Source organism: Frankia sp. Hr75.2, from assembly GCF_949319125.1.
Taxonomy (GTDB): domain Bacteria; phylum Actinomycetota; class Actinomycetes; order Frankiales; family Frankiaceae; genus Parafrankia; species Parafrankia soli.
On record NZ_CASGGV010000088.1, the window covers coordinates 73257 to 93674 of the forward strand.

The following is a 20418-nucleotide window of genomic DNA, read 5'->3' on the forward strand; positions in this document are numbered from 1 at the left end:
TCGTGAACCCCGTCCAGTTCGACGAGACGCCCGCGGAACTCGGCCGCGCGTCACGCTTCGCCGAGCACACCGACGAAATCCTGTGGGAGCTGGGTTGGTCGGACGACGAGATGATCCAGCTGAAGATCGACGGCGTGACGACCTGACCCGGGCCGCGGGAATGCCAGAGGTATGACCTACCCGATCAGCATCGGGTAAGCGGAAGCATCTCTCCGGAAAGACCCTCCCAGGAACCCGGACCGGTTCCTGGGCTGTTCCAGGGTGCGTCGGCCGACGCCGATGCCGGAGCCGTCCGCTATCGGGCTCCGCCCTGCGCGCGCTGTTTCCCGGCCCCACCGCCGGACAATGGCGCGCACCCCGCCCGGAACCAGACCGGAAGCCGGCCCGACTCCGATAACGCGACCGCTACCCGGCGGACTCGTCCACGGGCGCCTCACCCGCGCCCAGTATCCGGGCAGCCGCCGTCGCCGTGCTGATCGCCGAACGGCCACCGGCAGCGATCCGTCCGCCTCGGCTCGCCCGTTCAGACCATCGTCACCTGCGTCTTTCTTCGGATTCCGCTTGTGAGGCGGACCGGTGGTCCGTACGGTGGCTCCCTGCATACCGGACCGGCGGTCCGATTCGACGGGATCGGCCGGCCGGGAACTCGACCGTGCCGGCGGCGGGTGACCCGGGGACCTGTGGTCTCGCCACGAACCACACCGTCCCGGCCGGCGGCGGTACAGCACACCCAACGCGAGACGAGGGACATCAACATGCAGAAGTCGGGGATCCTGCTCGATAGGTTGACGCGCAGGCGGCAACCGGGACAGCCGGTAGGCGTGCGCTTAGCCGCGTTAGGAGCTTTAGGCGCCCTGGCCGGGAGCCTGTTCCTCGCCGGCTGCGGTGACAGTGACGACAACGGGGGCGGCGGGACGGCGGGCGACACCGGGACGACCACCGAGATCCTGGGCCCGGTGGCCCAGGCAAAGGGCGACCCGGTGAAGATCGGTATCGTCTCGGACGGGCAGGGCCCCGCCGCGGACCTGTCCTACGAGTTCACCACCGCCGAGGCCACCGTCAAGTACCTCAACGAGCACGGCTCCGGCATCGCGGGCCGGCCCATCGAACTCGTGCAGTGCGAGGCGCTGGCCGACCCGGGCAAGGCCACCGACTGCGCGAACCGGATGATCGAAGAGGACGTCACCGCCGTCGTCATGGGCTCCTCCGGGGCCGGGGAGCAGATCTGGGAGCCCCTGCACGCCGCGCACGTACCGTCGATGTCCTATACCGCCAACGGCGCCAAGTCGTTGGCTGACGGCGATTCGACCTTCGCCCTCAGTGACCAGTTCTTTCCCCTGGTCACCATGCCGATCACGGTGGCCAAGGACGAGGGCGCCAAGAAGGTGACGGTCATCGCGATCGACCTGCCCGTCACCACCGGTCTCTACCAGCTCACCAGGCCTCAGTTCGAGCAGCAGGGCATCGCGCTCGACGTCATCCTGGTCCCGCCGGGCACGGCCGACATGACGCCGCAGATGCAGAGCATCGTCGGCGGCGACCCCGGGATCGTGCAGGTGGTGGGCAGCGACGCCTTCTGCATCAGCGCCTTCAACGGACTGCGCGCGGTCGGGTACGACGGGCCGCTCGCGGCCATCGCGCACTGCATCACCGACGCGACCCGCGAAGCCGTGCCCGGCGACTTCCTGGAGGGCATGACGGTCACGGCGACCGCCCCGCTCGGCTCGGACGACCCAGCCGTCCGCCTCTTCGAAGCCGTGATGAAGACCTACGGCAAGGACATCGACACGACCGAGGCCGGCGCGGCCGGCATGTACCTCACGGTCTCCGCCCTCCACTCCGCCCTCGAGGGGATCACGGGCGACCTCACCCCGGCCACCGTCACGGCCAAGATCAAGGCAATGCCGGAGAAGGACCTGCCGGGCGCGACCGGACTGCGGTTCCGCTGCAACGGCAAGGCCTATCCGACCCTCCCGGCGGAATGCTCCCGAGGCGGTCTCATCACGACCCTGGACGAGAAGGGCCAGCCCACCACGTACGAGGCGGTCGGAGTGACGCCGATCGAGGACTGAGACGACGGCCAGCCCGCTGTCACAGCCTCAACCGGGATGACCGGCCTGCCGATGTCACTCGGCGTCGGCAGGCCGCCGGCCTGCACCCTCGGGACCACGGGTGTCCCAGCGCAGCTCGACCGTGAGCCGCCCGTCGTCGACGTCGACGATCGCCTGGACGGCTCCGGTCAGCGCGGGGGGCTCCGTCTGGCCCGGCCAGGCCGCCGAGACGAAGACGCTGCCGCCCTCGGCGTCACTCCACAGCGTGAGCAGCGCCCGGTTCTCCGGCAGCACGGCGAGCGTGCGGTCGAGCAGGTCGACCAGCCCGGCCCGCAGCTCCAGCGGAATGTTCGCCGGCTCCCCCGCGACCTGCACCTCGACGGTCATCCCGCGGCCCTCCGCGGCGGCGACGACCGCCTCGATGTCGGCGGCGAGCGTGGCCAGGGTGGAGCCCGCACCGTCCTGGACGAGCATGCGGCGGATCGCCCCCGCCTGCCGGGCACACTGCCGACGCCACCGGCGGTCCCGCGGGTCGGCTGTCCCGTCGGCGAGCGCGTCGAGGGTCGGCAACACGTCGTCGCGGATGGTGCCCAGCCACCGCGCCCGCTCCCGGCGGATCATCACGTCGGAGTCCCGGCCGGCGGCCGTCTCCGCCTCGGCGCGGGCGGCCCGCGCGGTGGTGTCGGCGGTCCGCCGCAGCAACGGTCCCATCATGGCCACGATCAGCTGAAGCCCGGTGATTCCGTACGCGAGCGAGAGCAGCCGCGAGACGGTGAGCGGATCCGTCACGCCGCGGACGACGACGGTCGCGACCACGGCGGCCACGACGACGGCCATCGCCGCGAGCGACTCCACCGCCCGCCGGGACGCCGTCACGAACGCGACCAGCAACCCCACCGCGATCAGCGGCCAGTTCACCACCCGCAGCAGGTCGCCGTCGTCGACGTTGGCGCTGGCCAGCACCGCCCCGATGGCCAGCGCCGTCACACCGGCCGCCTCCGGCCCCGACAGCGGACGGCGGCGGACCACCGACGCGACGGTGACCGTCGCGGCCGCGAGCACCAGCCAGACACCGACAGCCGTGGCCGCGGAGTGGACCCGTCCCAGCGTGACGAGCAGCGGCAGCAGCATCAGGACCTGCCAGGCGATGGCGAGGGCTGCGATCACCACGCGCAGGCCGGCGGCGTAGTCGTGCCGAAGGTCCGCCGCGGTCGTCTCACGCGTGGTCTCCGCACCGGCCCGGCTACCAGAGGCGCTGCCGGCGGCCGGGCCGCCGGCTGCCGGGCGCGGGTCCGCGTTCGCGCCGTGGTCCGGCCAGGTCAGCGTCACGGTGGTGCCGCGCCCGGGCGCGGAGTCGATCGTCGCCAGGCCGCCGGCGTCCCGGACCCGCGCGAGGACGGACTGACGCACCCCGAGCCGGTCGGGAGCGAATCTGCCCGGCTGGAAGCCGGCGCCCCGGTCGCTCACCCGGATCGTCAGCCGCCGTGGCGACCGCTCCAGGCACACCCACGCCTCGCCCGTCCCCGCGTGCCGCTCGACGTTGGCCAACGCCTCACCGGTGGCGCCGGCCAGCGCGGCCACGACCGCCGCCGACGGCCCGCCGGCCTCCTCACCGGCAGCGGGATACCCGTCAGCGGGATGCCCGTCGGCCGGCTGCCCGTCCTCGAGCGGCGCCGTTCCGGTCAGGTGCACGGTCAGGCCGCGTTCCCGGGCGCTGCTCACCACCGCGGCGAGAGCGGCGTCCAGGCCGATGGCCGGTGGGCCGTGATCGTGGGCGAGCAGGTGGCGCACCGCCGCGGCGCCGGCCGCGCACCGGCGCCGCGCCAGCGCGAGATCGTCCCCCCCGCCCCAGGCGATGCCCGTCAGGATGTTGAGGACAGTGTCGTGCAGCAGCCGTTGGCGCTCCCGCCGGTCACGGTCGAGCGCGAGCACGAGCACCCTGGCCCGGTGGCCGAGCATCGCCGAGGTGAGGCGGTCGTCCGCCCGTCTGGTCGACTCGCGCAGACGGCACACGGCGAGCGCGAACAGGACGGGCACGACCAGGGTGAAGGTGACCGCGGTGAACACCTGGGGCCGCCCGTCATGTCCGCCGACGACGACCGACACCACCAGAACGGTCTCGGCGGCGGCGAACGCGCGCGGCGGCAGCGCCCACGCCGCCGTCAGCCCGGCGTGGAAGACGGCGAGCATCACCCAGCTCCCGGTGTCACCGGCGGACGCCGGCGGCAGGCATACCGAGCTCAGCGCCGCGGGGGCGGCCGCAGCCACGACAGTGCCGGCAGCGAGCGGCACGCCCACACCGTGGCGCAGGCTGACGACCACGAAGAGGACACCCCACGCGGAGGCCGCCACGACGACCGCCACCGCAGCGGCCTCGTGCGCGTACCAGGAGTTCCACACCGCGAGGTAGACCGGTGTCAGGACGAGGCCGGCCGACCGCAGCGCCGCGAGCGCCCGGACGGTCGACCGCTCCAACGCCGCGCTGGCCCGGGATGACGCCGCGCCGGCCAGGTCGTCGCGGTACCCGGGACGGCCGGTCGCGAACGGAACCGATGGCCACGGTGCCGACATCGACGTGGCCGGGGTAGCCGCGAGAGCCACGGGCGAGGCCCGGTTGCCCGACGGCAGCGGGCGTTCGTGGCCCCCGCCCCCGTCTGACGTCCCCATGACGCCACCCTGCCACGAAGCTCACCGGGCATCCCAGCGACCACCGAGTGGCCGAACGTCCCTGGGTATCGGCGCACCGGATGATGCCGCCGTGGAATCATCGCCGGGTGGCCACGCCGTCGCTCGTCCTGTGGGACATCGACCGGACTCTGCTCACCGTCGGCCCGCTCGGCCGGGAGATCCACGCCGCCGCCTTCGAGGCTGTTGTCGGCCGTCCGCTCGGCGAACGGGCGAACACGACCGGCCGCACCGAGCGCGCGATCCTCCGCGACACTCTGCGGCTCAACGGCGTCGCCGTGGACGAGGCGGTTCTCAGCGCCCTCTACACGGCGATGGGGCTGGCCGCGGAGCGGCTCGAGGCACGCATGCGACAGATCGGCGAGCCGATGCCCGGCGCTCGGGCGGCCGTCGCGAGCCTCGCCGACCACGCGGGCCTGCCGAGCGGGACCGTCGTGCAGTCAGTGGTGACCGGCAACCTCCGTTCCGTAGCGGCGGCGAAGCTCCGCGCCCTCGGCCTGACGGAGCACCTCGACCTCACCATCGGCGGCTACGGGGATGACGACGGCGACCGGGCCGTGCTTGTCCGGCAGGCGGTCAAACGGGCCGAAACCGCCTACGACCTCACCTTCGAGCCGGCCCGCACCGTCGTCATCGGCGACACCCCGCACGACGTGAAGGGCGCCCGCGACGCCGGCGTCCGGGCCGTCGGCGTCGCCACCGGTGCCACCACCGCCGCCGGTCTGGCCGCCGTCGGCGCCGACGCCGTCCTGGCCGACCTGACCGACCTCGACGCCCTGTACAGCGCCGTCCTCGGCGTCGGCCCGGCGGAACGCCGCGCATGACCGTCGACGTCCACACCGTTGGTGTCCAGGTAGCGGCCGGTCTCAACGGGGTCCCGAGGTCCGTGCTTACGGCCTCGGGCCGGGTCGCACCCGGCTGTCAACTCCGTATCGTCTGGCCCCGGTAAGCTGGGTCAACCGCAAAAACTGGTCCACCGAGCGGTGTCGAGCCATAGCGGGCCGTCGAGGCATAACAGCGGGTGCACCACCCTGCACATCAGGTCCATGTCGGCTACCGGAAGCGGCCGAGGGAGAGAAGGTCGATCATGGTGGCCGAGCCGAGAAAAACACGGAATCGCGACCGAGCGACGCTGCGCGAAAAGCCCCAGCGCATTGCCGACGAGCTTCGACAGCTCATCGTCCAGGGCGATCTTTCGGAGGGAGAATCGCTCGGCCACGAGCCGGACCTGGTGGAACGCTTCGGGGTCTCCCGCCCATCCCTGCGCGAAGCACTGCGCATACTCGAGACCGAGGGGCTGATCTCGGTCAAACGCGGTGTCCTCGGCGGAATCGTCGCCCATCGGCCCGACCAGCGGATGACGGCGCGCACCGCGGCCCTCGTGCTCCAGGCCCGCAACGTGCCGCTCGCGGACGTCCACGCTGCCCGTAGCCTGCTCGAACCGGTCGCCGCACGGCTTGTCGCCACGTCCCGGGGTCGTCTCGCGGCGGCCAACGAACTACGGCGACTCACCGCCGAGCAGCTCGAGGTGATCGACGACCCCGAGGCGTTCGGGAACGCCAACTCGCGTTTTCACGCCCGACTCGTCGAACTGGCCGGAAACCAGACCCTGGGCATTGTCGCGGAAATGCTCAACGAAATTGTCGGCCGAGCCGTCGCCGCGGTCAGCCAACCCGAGGACGGAAAAGACACCACGGACACCCGGCTACGTGGGCTGCGTTCCCAGGCCCGACTGGCAGCCCTAATCGAGGCGGGCGACGCCGCCGGCGCGGAAGAACACTGGAAAGAACACATGACGACGGTGGGAAAGGTGCTGCTTGCCCAGGGCGCAAAATCAGTCATCGACCTGATGCAACATCAGTACTGATATTCGTCCGCACGCAGCGGCTGGTTACCGGCCCAGCGGACCTTCATCTTGTCCAGCAGCATCAGGATCGGCAGGCCGGACTCGCTGAACGCATGACCGTGACCGTGGTCTCCCCCGCCGCCCGGCCACTGCCGTCGCCGAGATCGACACCTCGTGGGCGCGGCGTCTGTCAGCCGGACGGGTGCCGGCTCCGGGGCAGGCGGCAGGCCTGCGCAGCGATGATGTTGCGCTGGATCTCGCTGGTGCCCGCGTAGATCGCCGTGCCGAGCGAGAACCGCAGGGCGTGCTCGATGCGGCCGTCGGCGAGCGCCGTGGGATCGAGCCGGCTACGCAGGGCGTCCGGCCCGACCAGCTCGGTCAGGTCCTCGGCGGCGTCAACCAGGGATTCGGTGCTGAACAGCTTCGACATGGGGCCCTCGGCCACCGGGACCTGCCCGGTGGCGCTCATCCAGGTGGTGCGCAGCTCCAGCAGCCGGGCGACCTCGAGCGCGGTCGCCCAGCGACCGAGCCGTGCCTGCACATCGGGCTCGTCCAGCCGCCCGCTGGCGCGTGCCCACTCCTCCACCGCCCCGAGCAGGCGGTCCAGGTGCGGGCTGAACGCGGCGGAGTGCTCGTCCTGGAGCGCGAGCATCAGCGCCCGCCACCCGCCGTCGACCTGGCCGATACGCCAGCGGTCCTCGACCGCCACCCCGCCGAGGAACACGATGTTCGTCCGCTCCCCGGAGAGGGTGTACACGGCCTGTACACCGATGCCGGGCTGGTCGAGCCGCACCAGGAACAAGGTGAGGCCGGCGTGCCTCGGGCCGTCGGGACGGGTGCGGGTGAGCAGGAAGATGTAGTCGGTGACGTGGCCGTTGGTCGTGAACATCTTCTGGCCGTCCACGATCCAGCGGTCGCCGTCGCGGCGGGCCCGGGTACGCACACCGGCGACGTCGGAGCCCGCCTCGGGTTCGGTCATGCCCAGCGCGATGGTGAGCTCACCGCGCAGGAACCGCGGGAGGATCTCGGCCCTGAGCTCCGCCGAGCCGACCACCCGGATGACGTTGGCGACCATCTCCGTGGTGGCGACGGCGTAGATCGGCGCCTCCGCCCTCGTCAGCTCCTCCTCGAGGACGTGAACCTCGTAGGGGTTCAGCCGCCGGTGGCCGTCGTCACGCTCCCAGCCCGGACCGACCCAGCCGCGCTCGGCCAGCCGCCGGGCGAAGGTCGCGTCGTGTGACACGCCGCTGCGGTACACCCGCTCGTCGAGTTCGGGCGTCAGCTCCCGCGCGAGGAACTCCTGTACCTCGGTACGGAACGCCGACACGGATTCGTCCAGTTCGAAATCCACGCGCTCAGACCTCCGTGTCGCCGCCGTACCGGGCCCGGGCCGCCCGCCGATAGGCGTCCCGCGGCTCGCCCCACACACGCGCCCAGCCCCTCGCCCGCCGGTAGTACAGCTGGAGGTCGTACTCGAACATGAAGCCGTAGCCGCCGTGAAAGTGGACGGCGTCGTAGGTCACCTGCCGGGCGGTCTCCGCCGCGAAGGCGAAGGCCATCGCGGCCAGCTCGCGGGCGCGAGGCGATCCCCGCCCCGGCTCCGCGGCCGCCCTGACCGCCAGCAACCGGGCGCCGTCCAGGGCCGTCGCGCCGTTCGCCAACGGATGCGACACCGCCTGGTTGGCACCGATCGGCATGTCCCACGCCCGCCGCTCCCGCGCGTACTCGCAGGTGGCCCGGTGCGCCGCCGCGGCCGCCCCGACGAGCCCGCCGGCGGTCAGCACCAGCCAGTCGTCGAGCGCGGCCTCGAAGGCGGCAACCGCCGCCGGGCCGCGCGCGAGCTCGACCGCATCGGCGTCCAGGGTGACGTCCGCGAGCGGGGCGGAGGCGAGGTTGGCGACGGCGCGGCGCGTCCCGTCGCGCAGCGGCACGAGCAGCAGCCGCTCGCCGTCGAGGACGATGGTGTCGTCGGCGACCGCCGCCGCCGGCACGAGTGACGCCGTGCCGCCGTGCGCCGGGCGCACAGCCAGCGTCACCAGTCGCTCCTCGCGCAGGGCGGTCGTCAGCGCGGTACGCGCCGCGTCGGTGTCGACGTCGCTGGCGTCGGCGTCGGCCTGGCCGGCGCCGGCCAGAACAGCGAGCAGCGAGGCCGCGGCCTGCGTCTCGACGACGGGCGCCGGCGCGACCGCGGCTCCGACCTGCTCGGCCACCAGGACGAGGTCGAGAAGCGCCGCTCCCCAGCCACCGTGCTCCTCCGGGACGGCCATCTCGACCACTCCGACGTCGCGCAGCACCGCCCAGAGCACCGGATCGAAGCCCACCGGCTCGGCGGCCCGCACCCGTTCCGGCGGGGCATGCTTCGCGAGCAGCTCGGCGAACGAGGCGACGAGCGCCCGCTGTTCCGCACTGAGCTTCAGGTCCATGGCTTCAGGTCCATGGCAGCACGATCCGCACAGTCAGAGGCTACCAAAACATATACATTTTTTCCAGGCGGTGCGATCCCGACTCGGCGACGGAGCGGGCCGGCCGCCACAGAAACCTGGTGGGCGGACGCCGTCCACCCAACCCTCTGCCACCACATATATATAGATCTATTGGCTTCGATGCGGTAACGTCGGCCGCCAGTCCACGACGTCAGCTTCCCTGGAGGACTGATGCCCGAGCACCGCATGCTGATCGACGGCAGCCTCGTCGAGGCCACGAGCGGCCGCGTCTTCGACAACGTCAACCCGGCCACCGAGGAGGTGCTCGGCACCACGGCCGACGGTTCCCCCGCCGACATGGCGCGGGCCGTCGCCGCGGCCCGCGCCGCGTTCGACCAGACCGCGTGGTCCCGTGACCACGCCGGCCGCCACGCCGCTCTGCTGCAACTGCAGGCGGCCCTTGAGCGCGAGGCCGAGGACCTGCGCGCCGAGCTCGTCGCCGAGGTCGGATGCCCCGTGATCACGACCTACGGGCCGCAGCTCGACGCCCCGCTGCGTGAGGCGCTGCGCTGGCCGGCGGAGATGATCGAGTCGTTCCCCTGGTCGCGCACGCTCCCCCCGAAGGACGCCTTCGGGTTCGGGTTCCCGTCCGTCCGCGAGGTCTGGAAGGAGCCCCTCGGCGTGGTCGGCGTGATCGTGCCGTGGAACTTCCCGTTCGAGATCGCGCTCAACAAGCTCGGGCCCGTCCTCGCCATGGGTAACACCTGCGTACTCAAGCCGGCGCCGGACACCCCCTGGAACGCCACCCGCATCGGCCGGCTGATCGCCGAGCACACCGACATCCCACCGGGCGTCGTGAACATCGTTCCGTCCTCCGACCACCTCGTCGGCGAGGTCCTGTCCACCTCCCCTCTCGTCGACATGGTCGCCTTCACCGGTTCGACGGCGACCGGGCGCCGCGTCATGGCCGCGGCCGCCGGCACGGTGAAGCCCACCTTCCTCGAGCTGGGCGGCAAGTCGGTCAATCTCGTCCTCGCCGACGCCGACCTCGCCAAGGCCGTACCGCCCGCCGCGATGGTCTGCATGCACGGCGGTCAGGGCTGCGCGATGCCGACCCGGCTGCTGGTCCCGAACTCGCGCTACGACGAGGCGGTCGAACTGGCCCGGGCGGCGTTCGAGGACGTCCGGTACGGCGACCCGACCGATCCGTCCGTGCTGCAGGGTCCGCAGGTCTCGAAGCGGCAGCAGGAGCGGGTCCTGGGCTACATCGAGAAGGGCCGCCGGGAGGGTGCGCGCGTCGTGGTGGGCGGCGGCGTGCCGTCGGACCTCACCCGCGGGTACTTCGTGGAGCCGACGCTGTTCGCCGACGTCGAGCCCGGGATGACGATCGCGCAGGAGGAAATCTTCGGGCCGGTCCTCGTGGTGATCGGCTTCGAGGACGACGAGGACGCGATCCGCATCGCCAACGACTCCCCGTACGGGCTGTCCGGGGTGATCACGTCGGGTGACCTGGACCGGGCCAAGGCGGTGGCACGCCGGATCCGCACCGGGACGCTCGGCATCAACGGCGGCCTGTGGTACGGCGCCGACGCCCCGTTCGGCGGCTACAAACAGTCCGGTGTCGGACGTCAGTGCGGCATCGAGGGCCTGGAGATCTTCACCGAGACCAAGACGGTGGCGTGGCCCGCCTGACCAACCTCGCCACCGGTCGCCCGGGCGGCGACTCGGCCAGGGCACCGGGGTGACCGCGCTGCCCGAGCGACCGCGCCGTCAGAGCGACGCGGAGCCGAGGAGCTCGATCGCGTTGTCCCGCATGATCCTGCGCACCTCGGCCCCGCTGAAGCCGTCGAGCTCCTTGAGGAAGTCCAGGGGCTGCTCGAGCCCCTCGCCGTGCGGCCAGTCGGAGCCGAACAGCACGCGCTCGACCCCGATGAGCTCGGCCAGCGCCGGCAGGTCCTCCTCGTAGTACGGGGTCACCCAGACACTGCGGCGGATCGCCTCGAGGGGCTCCTCCGGGAAGTCCCACGGCGTCTGGTTCGCCTGCTTCCGCAACCGCCTGACCAGCAGCGACACCCAGTCAGAGCCGTTCTCGATACTCGCGACGCGCAGGGTCGGATGGCGGTGGAGGACCCCGTCGACGACCAGGGAGGCGACGGTGTCGTGGATGGCCCGGTCGGAGACGAGGATCTTGCTCAGCGTGTTGACCCTGCCGTAGCCCTCGAAGTTGGCGGACCCTCCCCACATGGCGGTGAAGGCGTTGTAGCCGCTGTCCCCGAGATGGAAGGCCACCGGGATCGAGGCCTCCGCCAGCCTGGCCCAGACCGGGTCGTGCGCGCGGTCACCCAGCGACCGCGACGTGCCGTGCCGGCCCGGCACCGGCGCGGGCCGGATGTGCACGATGCGGGCGCCACGTTCGACGAGGCTGTCAAGCTCGGCCAGCGCCGCCTCCGGATCGGCCAGCGAAAGCATGGGCGCCGACACGAGACGGCCGCGGTGGACGAAGCCCCAGTCCTCCTCGAGCCACCGGTTGAACGCCGACAGGCTCGCCATCGTCGCGTCCACGTCGTGCTTCAGCGCCTCCTCGACGCCGCAGCCCAGGGTCGGGAACAGCAGGACGGCGTCGAGGCCCTGGCTCTCCGCCACCGCGACGCGCTCATCACGGCCCTGGTACTCCACCTTGAGCGGCTCGACCCGCATCAGCGTTCTCGGGTCGACCCCCTCGGGCACCTGGCCACGGAACAGCGGGTCGAGGCAGCCGGGCACGACGATCGGGTTGAACGTCGGGTTCGGGATGAACCGATTGACCCGCCCACTGATGAGGATGTGCGTCCGCCTACCTTCGGTGACGACCCGGACGCCCCGGGCCTTGAACCGGGGGTCGAGGTGCCGGGTGAACGCGTCGATCGACTCGTAGTAGTGGTTGTCGGCGTCGATCGCTCCGAAGTCGAGCTCCATCGCGCGTCCTCTCCGTTTCGGCCCCCGCGGACTCCTCGGTCACCCAGAGTCTAGGCGATAACATCTAGACTTTTCCAGTCGCCTGGGGGACGTCCGGTCCGCTGCGGCCGGCGCGCGACGATCGCCCGATCACCGCCGGAAACCCGCCGGCCCCGTGAGACCGGACGACGTCCGACCCCGTCTCACCCAGCCCGGCACGAGCCGGTCCGAGCGGTCCGTCCGCGGCATTGCACTCCCATTAACATCTAGATATCTTGCGTACCCGCGGCCACGACGGGACCAGGAGGCGACCGTGCTTCGAGTGATCCAGTGGGGCACCGGGAACGTCGGCCGGCACGCCGTCGCGGCCCTCTGCCGGCATCCCGAGCTCAAGCTGGTGGGCGCGCTGGTCTACAGCGACGCGAAGGCCGGCCGGGACGTCGGCGAGATCTGCGGCGTCGGCGACCTCGGGGTGCCGGCGACCCGGGACCGGGACGAGATCGTCGCCCTCGACGCCGACTGCGTCCTGTACATGGCACAGGGCGAGATGAACCCGGCCGGAGCCCTCGACGACATCTGCCGGCTGCTCGCGGCGGGCAAGAACGTGGTGTCGACGGCGGTGACGGCGCACATCTACCCGCGCAGCGCGGGCCGCCGCGTCGTCGAACGGCTCGAGGCCGCCTGCGCCGAGGGCGGGACGTCCTTCCACGGCACCGGCATCGAACCCGGCTGGGCAGCCGAGGTGCTGCCCCTCACCATGTCCCCGCTGTTCCGGCGGATCGACTCCCTGCTCGTCCAGGAGCTGCTCGACTACTCCACCTACGACAGCGCCGACATGCTCTTCGACATTATGGGCTTCGGGCGGGCACCCGGCGCCGCCGTACCGATGTCCGACCCGGTGCTGGCCGGAGGCGTCTTCCGGGCACCGATCATGATGGTCGCCGACGGCCTCGGGGCCACTATCGACGACCTCGTCTACGACCGGGCGGTGGCCGTCACCGACACGGCGTTCGACATCAGTGCCGGTCGCATCGAGGCCGGAACCGTCTCGGCGCAGCGGTTCTCCTGCACCGCCGTCATCGGGGGCCGCCGGGCGCTGACCGTCGAGCACGTCACCCGCGTCGGACACGGGCAGGCACCGGACTGGCCCACCGGCCGGGGCTGGCGGGTCACCGTCGAGGGCCAGCCGTCGATGGTGCTCGAGTCCAGGATCGCCGTCCACGGCGAGGACGAGAACGACCAGGGCTGTCTCGGCACGGCGATGCACGCCGTGCACGCGATCGGGCCGGTCTGCCGGGCGGAGCCCGGGATACGCACCTTCCTCGACCTCCCGATCATCAACGGCCGGCATGTGTTCGGGGCGGGCCTCGCCGCGGGCGGCCCACCGCGATGAGCAGCCCCGCCAGGACGAACGAAGGCCGGGAGCCGGCCCGGTAGGTGGAGTCAACCGAAGGGCAGGACGACCGTCCTGGTCTCGGTGTAGGCCTCGACGCCCTCGGGGCCCATCTCCCGGCCGATCCCGGACTGCTTGAACCCGCCGAACGGGCTGCGCGGCTCGACGATCGCGATCGAGTTGACCGCGCAGGTGCCGGTCCGGATCCGGCTGGCCAGCGCGACGCCGCGGGCGGTGTCGGCGGTCCACACCGAGCCCGACAGACCGTACTCGGAGTCGTTGGCGATCGCCGCCGCCTCGTCCTCGCCCTCGTACCTGATCACCGTCACCACCGGCCCGAAGATCTCCTCCCGGGCGATCCGGCTGGCGTTGTCGACGTCGGCGAACAGCGTCGGCTCGACGTAGAAGCCGGGGTCGAGGCCGGCGGGGCGGCCGCCGCCGACCACCAGCCGGGCGTCACCGGCCCGGCCGTCGGCGATGTAGCCCTCGACCCGGTCCCGCTGGCGGGCGGAGACGACCGGGCCGACGTCGGTACCGGGGTCGCGCGGGTCACCGACGACCAGCGTGCGCACGTGGTCGGCGAGCGCGTCGACGACCTCGTCGTAGCGCGCGGCCGGCGCCAGCACGCGGCTCTGCGCGGCGCAGACCTGACCGTTGTTCTGCAGCGCCGAGTCGAGGAGCTGCGGGACGACGGTCGCCAGGTCGGCGTCGTCGAGAATGATGCCGGCCGACTTGCCGCCGAGCTCCAGCGTGCACCGCTTCACGAGCTCCCCGCAGGTGGCCCCGACCGTCCGGCCGGCCGCGCTGCTCCCCGTGAACGACACCTTGTCGACACCCGGGTGGGCTACCAGGTACCGACCGAGGTCGGCACCGCCGGGCAGCACGCTCACCACACCCGCCGGGATGCCGGCGTCGAGGAGCACCTCGGCGAGCAGGAACGAGCTCAGCGGCGCCTCCGGGGCCGGCTTCAGGATGATCGGGGCGCCGGCCGCCAGCGCCGCGCCGAGCTTCATGCACGAGATGAAGATCGGTACGTTCCACGGCACGATCCCGGCCGCCACCCCGACCGGCACCTTCTGCACCAGGCAGGGCCCCATCACGCCGGCCCGCTCCTCGGTGAAGGCGAACCGCTCGGCGACGTCCGCGAAGCCGTCCAGGATGAGCGCGGGGCTGATGGCCTGGCCGAAGATCGAGAACTTCGCCGGCGCGCCCATCTCGTCGGTGACCAGCCCGGCCAGCTCCTCGGCCCGGGCCTGCAGCCCGCCGGACACCTTGCGGATCAGGCCGGCGCGTTCGCCGCCGGTGGTCGCCGCCCAGTCGCCATCCGCCAGGACGGCCCGTGCCGCGGTGACGGCCGCGTCGGCGTCAGCCTGGCCGGCCTCCGGGACGGTGGCCACGAGGCGCTGGTCGTGCGGCGAGCGGACCTCGATCAGGCCGGGCGAGGCGGGCTCGCGCCAGCGGCCGCCGACGAGCAGCCGGTCGCGTTCGATCACAGTGGTCACGCGGTAACCTCCGGGGGTAACAGGCGCCGCGCGACCTTGCCGGTCAGCAGGCGCGGCAGCTCGGCCAGGAACACGACCGAGCGGGGACACTTGTAGTGGGCGACGCGGTCCCGGGCGAACGCGATGAGCTCCGCCTCGAGCACAGCGGTGTCGGCGGGGGGCTCCGCCGGCTGGACGACCGCGCGCACCGACTCGCCCATCTCGGCGTCCGGCACGCCGATCACGACGACATCCGTGACGGCGGGGTGGAGGATCAGCACGTCCTCGACCTCGCATGGGTAGATGTTCACGCCACCCGAGATGATCATGTTCGACACCCGGTCGGTGAGGTAGAGGTAGCCGTCCTCGTCCACCCAGCCGACCTCGCCGAAGGTGCCCCACCCGCGTTCGTCGAACGCGCCGGCCGTCCGCTCCGGGTCACCGTGGTACGCGAACGGCCGAGCCACCTCGAAGTACACCCGGCCCTCGGTGCGCGGCGGCACCTCGTTGCCGTCCCCGTCGACGATGTGCACCGGGGCCAGCAGCGACCTGCCGACCGAGCCCGGGTGGGCGAGCCACTCCTCGGGACCGATGGCGCAGAACCCGACTCCCTCGCTGCCGGAGTAGTACTCGTACACGACCGGCCCGAGCCAGTCCAGGACGGCCCGCTTGACCTCGGGCGGGCAGGGCGCCGCGGCGTGCACGAGCGTCCGCAGGCTGGACAGGTCGAACCGGGCCCGGTCCGCCGCGGGCAGCTTCAGCAGCCGGACGAGGTGCGTCGGTACCACCTGGCTCAAGGTCACCCGGTGCCGCTCGACGAGCCGGAGGAACTCGATCGCGTCGAACCGCTCGGTGGCGATGACCGTGCCGCCGATCCGGTGGACCGCGGTCGCCCAGGCCAGCGGCGCGGCATGGTAGAGCGGCGCCGGGCTCAGGTAACGCGTCGACTCGTCGGCGCCGTACAGGAACCTGACCATCCCGGTGAACTGGTCGCCCGCGCCGACCGGGCCACCGACACTCGCCGGTGTGATCCCCTTGGGCCGGCCGGTGGTGCCCGACGAGTAGAACATCCAGTTGCCCTCGCACTCGTCGTCGACCGGCGACGCCGGTTGGGCGCCGGTGACCTCCTCGTACGAGTCGAACCCTTCGACCGGCCCGCCGACGGCGAGCCGCACCTTCAGCGCCGGGGCGTCGATCCCGGCGGCCACGTCGGCCCGGGGCGCGGACACGACCAGCGCGGCGGCACCGCAGTCGGAGACGATGTACCCGGCCTCGGCGGCCGACAGATGCCAGTTGATCGGAGTCACCAGGAGGCCGGCGCGCAGTGCCGCCCAGACCACCTCGAAGTACTCCGTCCGGTTCTCCATCAGTACGGCGAGGTGGCTGCCGACGCCGAGCCCGGACGACCTCAGCGCCTGCGCCACCTGGTTGGATCGCCGCTCCAGCTCCCCGTACGACAACACCCGATCGCCGATGATCACAGCTGGCCGGTCCGGCGCGGACGCCGCGAACCGCTTCGGATGCTCGATGTCCATGCACACTCCTCCGGTGCGGACTCCCTCAGCGCGGACCGCCTCGGTCCGGGCCACCTCGGTGCGGACTCGCCCGCGCCGCTGCCGTCGACGGATCAGGCCTGCCCGGACGGGAGCAGGACCGGCTTGACGACCTTGCCCGACCGCGAGGCCTCCTCCGCGGTGTTGATCGCCTCGAGCGGGTAGGTCTCGATCAGTCGGTCGAACGGGAAGCGGCCCGCCCGCCACAGTTCGATGAGCCGCGGGATCACGATCTGCGGGTCGGCGCCGCCCTCGAGGATGCTCGACACCGTTTTGCCGAGGAGCGCCACCGGGCCGAAGGTGATCGGCTCGGTCTGGATGCCCACCAGCCCGCAGTGCCCGCCCATCCGCAGCGCGCCGACGGCGGTCGCGATGACCGCGACGTTTCCGGTGGTGTCGAAGCCGAACCGGGCCCCGCCCCCGGTCAGTTCCTGGATCCGGGGGATGAGATCCGTGCCGGCGCCGTCCAGCACGTGGGTGGCACCGAGCTCGGTGGCGAGCTCCAGCCGGTGCCGGTGGAGGTCGACCGCGATGATCGGGCCCGCGCCGGCCACCCGCGCCGCCATGATCGCCGCGAGGCCCACCGCGCCGGCGCCGAACACGGCGATGCTGTCCCCCTCCCCCACGTTCAGGTCGACGAGCACGGAACCGGCGCCGGTGAGGATGCCGCAGCCCAGCGGGCCCAGCTTCGCCAGCGGCAGGTCCCGGTCCACCACGACGACGCCGCGCTCCGCGGCGACGCAGTGGGTCGCGAACGAGGACTGGCCGAACCAGCGCGAGGCGATCTCGCCCCCGTCGGCGTCGCGGACACCGGTGGTGCCGTCGAGGCGGCGGCCGAAGAAATTGCGGAACAGGAACAGATCGCAGTAGGGCGGGGCGCCCCGGCGGCAGCTCGGGCACTCGCCGCAGGAGTCGAACGAAAGCACCACGTGGTCACCGACCGACACCCGCGCCACGCCCTCGCCGACAGCCTCGACCACGCCGGCGCCCTCGTGCCCGGTGATGATCGGCGGCGGCGCCGGCGCCCCGTCCTGGCGCGGCACGACGTCGGTATGGCACATGCCGGCGCTCACCGCGGACCAGCACGTCGCCGGGTCCGGGCGGATCGAGCTCGACCTCCTCGAGCACGTAGGGCCCGTCCGCCTGCCGGAGCACCGCCGCAGTCGCCTTCATCCCGCGCTCTCCCAGTTCCAGTCGTCCGCTCGTCGGCCTGCCGGCGCGTCTCCGGCACGCGGGCCGTTCACCCGGAACCCTAAGTCATAGATCTAGATGTTTCAATATCACCAGAAGTAGGAAGATGCGGCGGCCGCCGGCGCGGACGCACCACCGGACGCTCCCGGCCTGGCCGCACCCACAGCCCGTCCGGCCGCCGGGGACGCCCGCGGCGCGACGGGGAGACCGCCGCACCAGGCGGCCCGCGGTGGCCCGCGCCCGCGACATCCCGGTCCGGATTACATGTAGACCTTTTACCGCCTGCGGGCGTAGGCTGCGCCCACTGGACACCCAGCGGCCCCACCGCCCGTCAGCCCCGCGGTGCAGCACCGCCACGGCGACGGCGCCGACCTCGGGCACCGCCCCAGGAGGACGATGTTCACCCAGACCGCGGACCAGGATCTGCTCGGGAACACGACGGCGCAGTACCTGGAGGCGAGATACCCCCCGTCCCGCGTGCGCGAGCTGGCGCGGCAGGACGAGACATTCGACGGCACCCTGTGGAAGCAGGGCGCCGAGTTCGGCTGGACGACGCCGCTGGTCCCGGAGCACGCCGGCGGTGGTTCCGTCAGCGGGAACGGGCTGGCCGACCTGCTGGCGGTCACCTTCCAGTTCGGCCGGCACGCCGCGCCGGGGCCACTGATCGGGACGAACGTCGTCGCGGCGGCGCTGGGCCGGTGGGGCTCGGCGGAGCTGCACGCCGGCCCGCTGGCGGAGCTGCTCGACGGAGGCGCCACCGCCGCCTGGGGGCACTCGCCGCGGACCGGAGGGCGCGCGGGCGCGCAGGTTCGGTCCGCCCGCTCGGGCGACCGGGTCGTCCTGGACGGCACGGTCCCCTGCATCGAGCGGGGAGGTCCGAACGGCTACCTCCTCGTCGCCGCCACCGGTCCGGACAGCGCCACCGGCGACGGCGCGCGGTCGCACTTCCTCGTCCCGCTCGGCGCTCCCGGCGTGGAGACGACCCCGCTCGACAGCATCGACCTGACCCGCCGCTACCAGGCGGTGACGCTGCGGGCGGTGGCCGTGCCGGTGACCGCCCGGGTCGGCGAGCCGGGCACCGCCGACGCCCACGACGCCGCGCTGCTCGACATCAGCGCCGTGCTGCAGGCCGGTGAGATCGTCGGGGCGACGCACCGCGCGTTCGAGCTGACCCTGCGATGGACCAACGACCGCTACTCCTTCGGCCGGCCGCTGGGGTCGTACCAGGAGATCAAGCACCGGATGGCCGACCTGCGCACCCAGCTGGAGGCGAGCGCGGCGGTCACCGAGAAGGCGGCGCGCCTGGTCGGCACCGGCCGTGCCGACGCCCGCACGTGGGCCAGCACGGCCAAGGCCTACGTCGGGCGGGTCGGCCCCGAGGCGATCCAGGACTGCGTCCAGCTGCACGGCGGGATCGGCGTCACCTACGAACACGACCTGCACCTTTACCTGCGCCGAGCTCTGGTCGACGCTCAGCTGTTCGGCACGCCGACCTACTTCACCGAACGGCTCGTGCGCCTCGTCGAGGCCGCCGTGGCAGACGGAGGACGAGCGTAATGATCACAGTCGAGGAGTTCACCGCGCGCGCCCGAAGCTGGCTCGCCGAGAACATGCCACCCGCCGATCCGGACACCACCGAATTCTTCCTGACGGCGACCCAGCGCCCCGAGGCCGAGGAGCTGGCCCGCGTCGCCACCTGCCGCGAGTTGCAGCGCCGGCTGTTCGACGGCGGGTTCGCCGGCATCTGCGTGCCGGCGGAGTACGGCGGGCAGGGGCTGACACCGATGCACCAGGCCGCCTTCAACCGGGAGATCCGCGGCTACGACTACCCGGCGGAGATCCAGGCGTCGACGTTCATCCCGTGCATGGCCGTGTTGCTGGAGTTCGGCACCCACGAACAGAAGCTGCGCCACATCCCGGCGATGCTGCGCGGCGAGGAGATCTGGGTCCAGCTCCTGTCGGAGCCGGGGGGCGGGTCCGACGCCGCCGGCGCGGTCACCACCGCGACCCGCGACGGCGACCGGTGGATCCTCAACGGATCGAAGATCTGGACCACCTCCGCCTGGTACGGCGACTGGGCGCTGTGCCTGGCCCGCACGAACTGGGACGTCGGGAAACACATCGGGCTGACCGTGTTCAGCCTGCCGGTCAGCGCCCCGGGCGTCGACACCCACCGGATCGAGCTGGTCAACGGCTCGAAGGAGTTCTGCCAGGAGTACCTGACCGACGTCGTCGTACCCGACCACGACCGCGTCGGCGACGTCGACGCCGGCTGGGGCGTCGTCACCCGCTGGCTCCACCACGAGCGGACCATCTCCGGGGGCTCGCCCTACGTCACCGGCAGCGGCAACCGCCCGAACGACGGCCCCTACGAGCCCCGGATGATGCTCGAGACCGCCCGGCGCCTCGGCACGATCGACGACAGCCGCACCCGGGACCTCATCGGCGAGGGGCAGACACTCGCCCTCGTCACCAGGGCCCTCGTCGAGTCGGTCACCCGCAAGATGGCCACCGGCGCCCTGCCGCACCACGCCGCCGCCATGTGCCGGTTGTTCAGCGGCACCGCGACCAGCCGCCGCGCGGCGATAGCGACGGAGCTGTGCGGTGACACCGGGGTGGTCTGGGCACCACACGACGAGACCTCCGCCCAGGTCGCGCGCGGCTACCTGGCCCGCCAGGCGGCCTGTATCGGCGGCGGCACGACCGAGATGGCCCGCAATGTGATCAGCGAACGGCTGCTCGGCATGCCCCGCGAGCACCGCGCCGACACCGGCCCCTTCCGGGACGTCCCGCGCGGGCCACAGGCGAGCGGCGGACGGAGCAGTACCTGATCCAGCTGTGGCCTGCCTGCGTCCTCCACG

15 protein-coding genes are annotated in these 20418 nt (G+C 72.4%); 8 read left to right on the forward strand and 7 right to left on the reverse strand.

Annotated elements, in window-relative coordinates:
- The first annotated feature begins 2 nt into the window (after positions 1–2).
- Positions 3–146: a hypothetical protein gene (locus AC559T_RS08550; RefSeq protein ID WP_198541427.1), complete on the forward strand. Its 144-nt coding sequence runs from the start codon at positions 3–5 to the stop codon at positions 144–146.
- A gap of 675 nt (positions 147–821) precedes the next feature.
- Positions 822–2072 (forward strand): ABC transporter substrate-binding protein, encoded by a 1251-nt coding sequence (locus AC559T_RS08555; RefSeq protein WP_498868359.1) that lies wholly within the window; start codon positions 822–824, stop codon positions 2070–2072.
- 54 nt (positions 2073–2126) lie between these two features.
- Here the strand turns inward: AC559T_RS08555 and AC559T_RS08560 are convergent, their stop codons facing one another.
- Entirely contained in the window at positions 2127–4718 is a 2592-nt protein-coding gene (locus tag AC559T_RS08560; RefSeq protein WP_498868360.1) for a sensor histidine kinase, read from the reverse strand.
- A 107-nt stretch (positions 4719–4825) separates the two neighbouring features.
- On the opposite strand from AC559T_RS08560, the gene AC559T_RS08565 reads away from it, so the two are divergent.
- Positions 4826–5560 (forward strand): HAD family hydrolase, encoded by a 735-nt coding sequence (locus AC559T_RS08565; protein ID WP_498868361.1) that lies wholly within the window; start codon positions 4826–4828, stop codon positions 5558–5560.
- Positions 5561–5823: 263 nt separating this feature from the next.
- Positions 5824–6603, forward strand: coding sequence for a FadR/GntR family transcriptional regulator (locus AC559T_RS08570; protein WP_498868362.1), 780 nt, complete (start codon positions 5824–5826; stop codon positions 6601–6603).
- Positions 6604–6772: 169 nt separating this feature from the next.
- Here AC559T_RS08570 and AC559T_RS08575 read toward each other — a convergent pair whose 3' ends face one another.
- Together AC559T_RS08575 and AC559T_RS08580 are read right to left on the reverse strand one after the other, a co-directional pair.
- Complete coding sequence (locus AC559T_RS08575; protein ID WP_498868363.1) at positions 6773–7933, reverse strand: acyl-CoA dehydrogenase family protein; 1161 nt, start codon at positions 7931–7933, stop codon at positions 6773–6775.
- 4 nt (positions 7934–7937) lie between these two features.
- On the reverse strand, positions 7938–9005 hold the full coding sequence (locus AC559T_RS08580; protein WP_498868364.1) for an acyl-CoA dehydrogenase family protein: 1068 nt from the start codon (positions 9003–9005) through the stop codon (positions 7938–7940).
- A 231-nt stretch (positions 9006–9236) separates the two neighbouring features.
- Here AC559T_RS08580 and AC559T_RS08585 point away from each other — a divergent pair, with 231 nt between their 5' ends.
- Positions 9237–10697, forward strand: a complete 1461-nt coding sequence (locus AC559T_RS08585) for an aldehyde dehydrogenase family protein (protein WP_498868365.1) — start codon at positions 9237–9239, stop codon at positions 10695–10697.
- 78 nt (positions 10698–10775) lie between these two features.
- Here the strand turns inward: AC559T_RS08585 and AC559T_RS08590 are convergent, their stop codons facing one another.
- Positions 10776–11960: an amidohydrolase family protein gene (locus AC559T_RS08590; RefSeq protein ID WP_498868366.1), complete on the reverse strand. Its 1185-nt coding sequence runs from the start codon at positions 11958–11960 to the stop codon at positions 10776–10778.
- 292 nt (positions 11961–12252) lie between these two features.
- On the opposite strand from AC559T_RS08590, the gene AC559T_RS08595 reads away from it, so the two are divergent.
- On the forward strand, positions 12253–13332 hold the full coding sequence (locus tag AC559T_RS08595; RefSeq protein ID WP_498868367.1) for an NAD(P)H-dependent amine dehydrogenase family protein: 1080 nt from the start codon (positions 12253–12255) through the stop codon (positions 13330–13332).
- Positions 13333–13382: 50 nt separating this feature from the next.
- Here the strand turns inward: AC559T_RS08595 and AC559T_RS08600 are convergent, their stop codons facing one another.
- The 3 genes from AC559T_RS08600 to AC559T_RS08610 all read right to left on the reverse strand — a co-directional run bounded on the left by AC559T_RS08600 (position 13383) and on the right by AC559T_RS08610 (position 17427).
- Positions 13383–14834 carry an aldehyde dehydrogenase gene (locus tag AC559T_RS08600; RefSeq protein WP_498868368.1) on the reverse strand — a complete coding sequence of 484 codons (1452 nt, stop codon included), beginning with the start codon at positions 14832–14834 and terminating at the stop codon, positions 13383–13385.
- Positions 14831–16348 (reverse strand): acyl-CoA synthetase, encoded by a 1518-nt coding sequence (locus AC559T_RS08605; protein ID WP_498868369.1) that lies wholly within the window; start codon positions 16346–16348, stop codon positions 14831–14833. The genes AC559T_RS08600 and AC559T_RS08605 overlap by 4 nt, the downstream gene beginning before the upstream one ends.
- A 92-nt stretch (positions 16349–16440) precedes the next feature.
- Entirely contained in the window at positions 16441–17427 is a 987-nt protein-coding gene (locus AC559T_RS08610; RefSeq protein WP_498868370.1) for an NAD(P)-dependent alcohol dehydrogenase, read from the reverse strand.
- 526 nt (positions 17428–17953) lie between these two features.
- Between AC559T_RS08610 and AC559T_RS08615 the strand changes: the two genes are divergently transcribed.
- Entirely contained in the window at positions 17954–19114 is a 1161-nt protein-coding gene (locus AC559T_RS08615; protein WP_498868371.1) for an acyl-CoA dehydrogenase family protein, read from the forward strand.
- Positions 19114–20388: an acyl-CoA dehydrogenase family protein gene (locus AC559T_RS08620; protein WP_112105472.1), complete on the forward strand. Its 1275-nt coding sequence runs from the start codon at positions 19114–19116 to the stop codon at positions 20386–20388. The genes AC559T_RS08615 and AC559T_RS08620 overlap by 1 nt, the downstream gene beginning before the upstream one ends.
- Positions 20389–20418 lie beyond the last annotated feature (30 nt).

What these genes read in the sequence shown, in the direction of transcription:
- AC559T_RS08590 (WP_498868366.1), bottom strand. Translation starts at nt 11,960, where the DNA reads ATGGAGCTCGACTTCGGAGCGATCGACGCCGACAACCACTACTACGAG.
- AC559T_RS08610 (WP_498868370.1), bottom strand. Translation starts at nt 17,427, where the DNA reads ATGTGCCATACCGACGTCGTGCCGCGCCAGGACGGGGCGCCGGCGCCG.
- AC559T_RS08605 (WP_498868369.1), bottom strand. Translation starts at nt 16,348, where the DNA reads ATGGACATCGAGCATCCGAAGCGGTTCGCGGCGTCCGCGCCGGACCGG.
- AC559T_RS08580 (WP_498868364.1), bottom strand. Translation starts at nt 9,005, where the DNA reads ATGGACCTGAAGCTCAGTGCGGAACAGCGGGCGCTCGTCGCCTCGTTC.
- AC559T_RS08615 (WP_498868371.1), top strand. Translation starts at nt 17,954, where the DNA reads ATGTTCACCCAGACCGCGGACCAGGATCTGCTCGGGAACACGACGGCG.
- AC559T_RS08585 (WP_498868365.1), top strand. Translation starts at nt 9,237, where the DNA reads ATGCCCGAGCACCGCATGCTGATCGACGGCAGCCTCGTCGAGGCCACG.
- AC559T_RS08620 (WP_112105472.1), top strand. Translation starts at nt 19,114, where the DNA reads ATGATCACAGTCGAGGAGTTCACCGCGCGCGCCCGAAGCTGGCTCGCC.
- AC559T_RS08560 (WP_498868360.1), bottom strand. Translation starts at nt 4,718, where the DNA reads ATGGGGACGTCAGACGGGGGCGGGGGCCACGAACGCCCGCTGCCGTCG.
- AC559T_RS08570 (WP_498868362.1), top strand. Translation starts at nt 5,824, where the DNA reads ATGGTGGCCGAGCCGAGAAAAACACGGAATCGCGACCGAGCGACGCTG.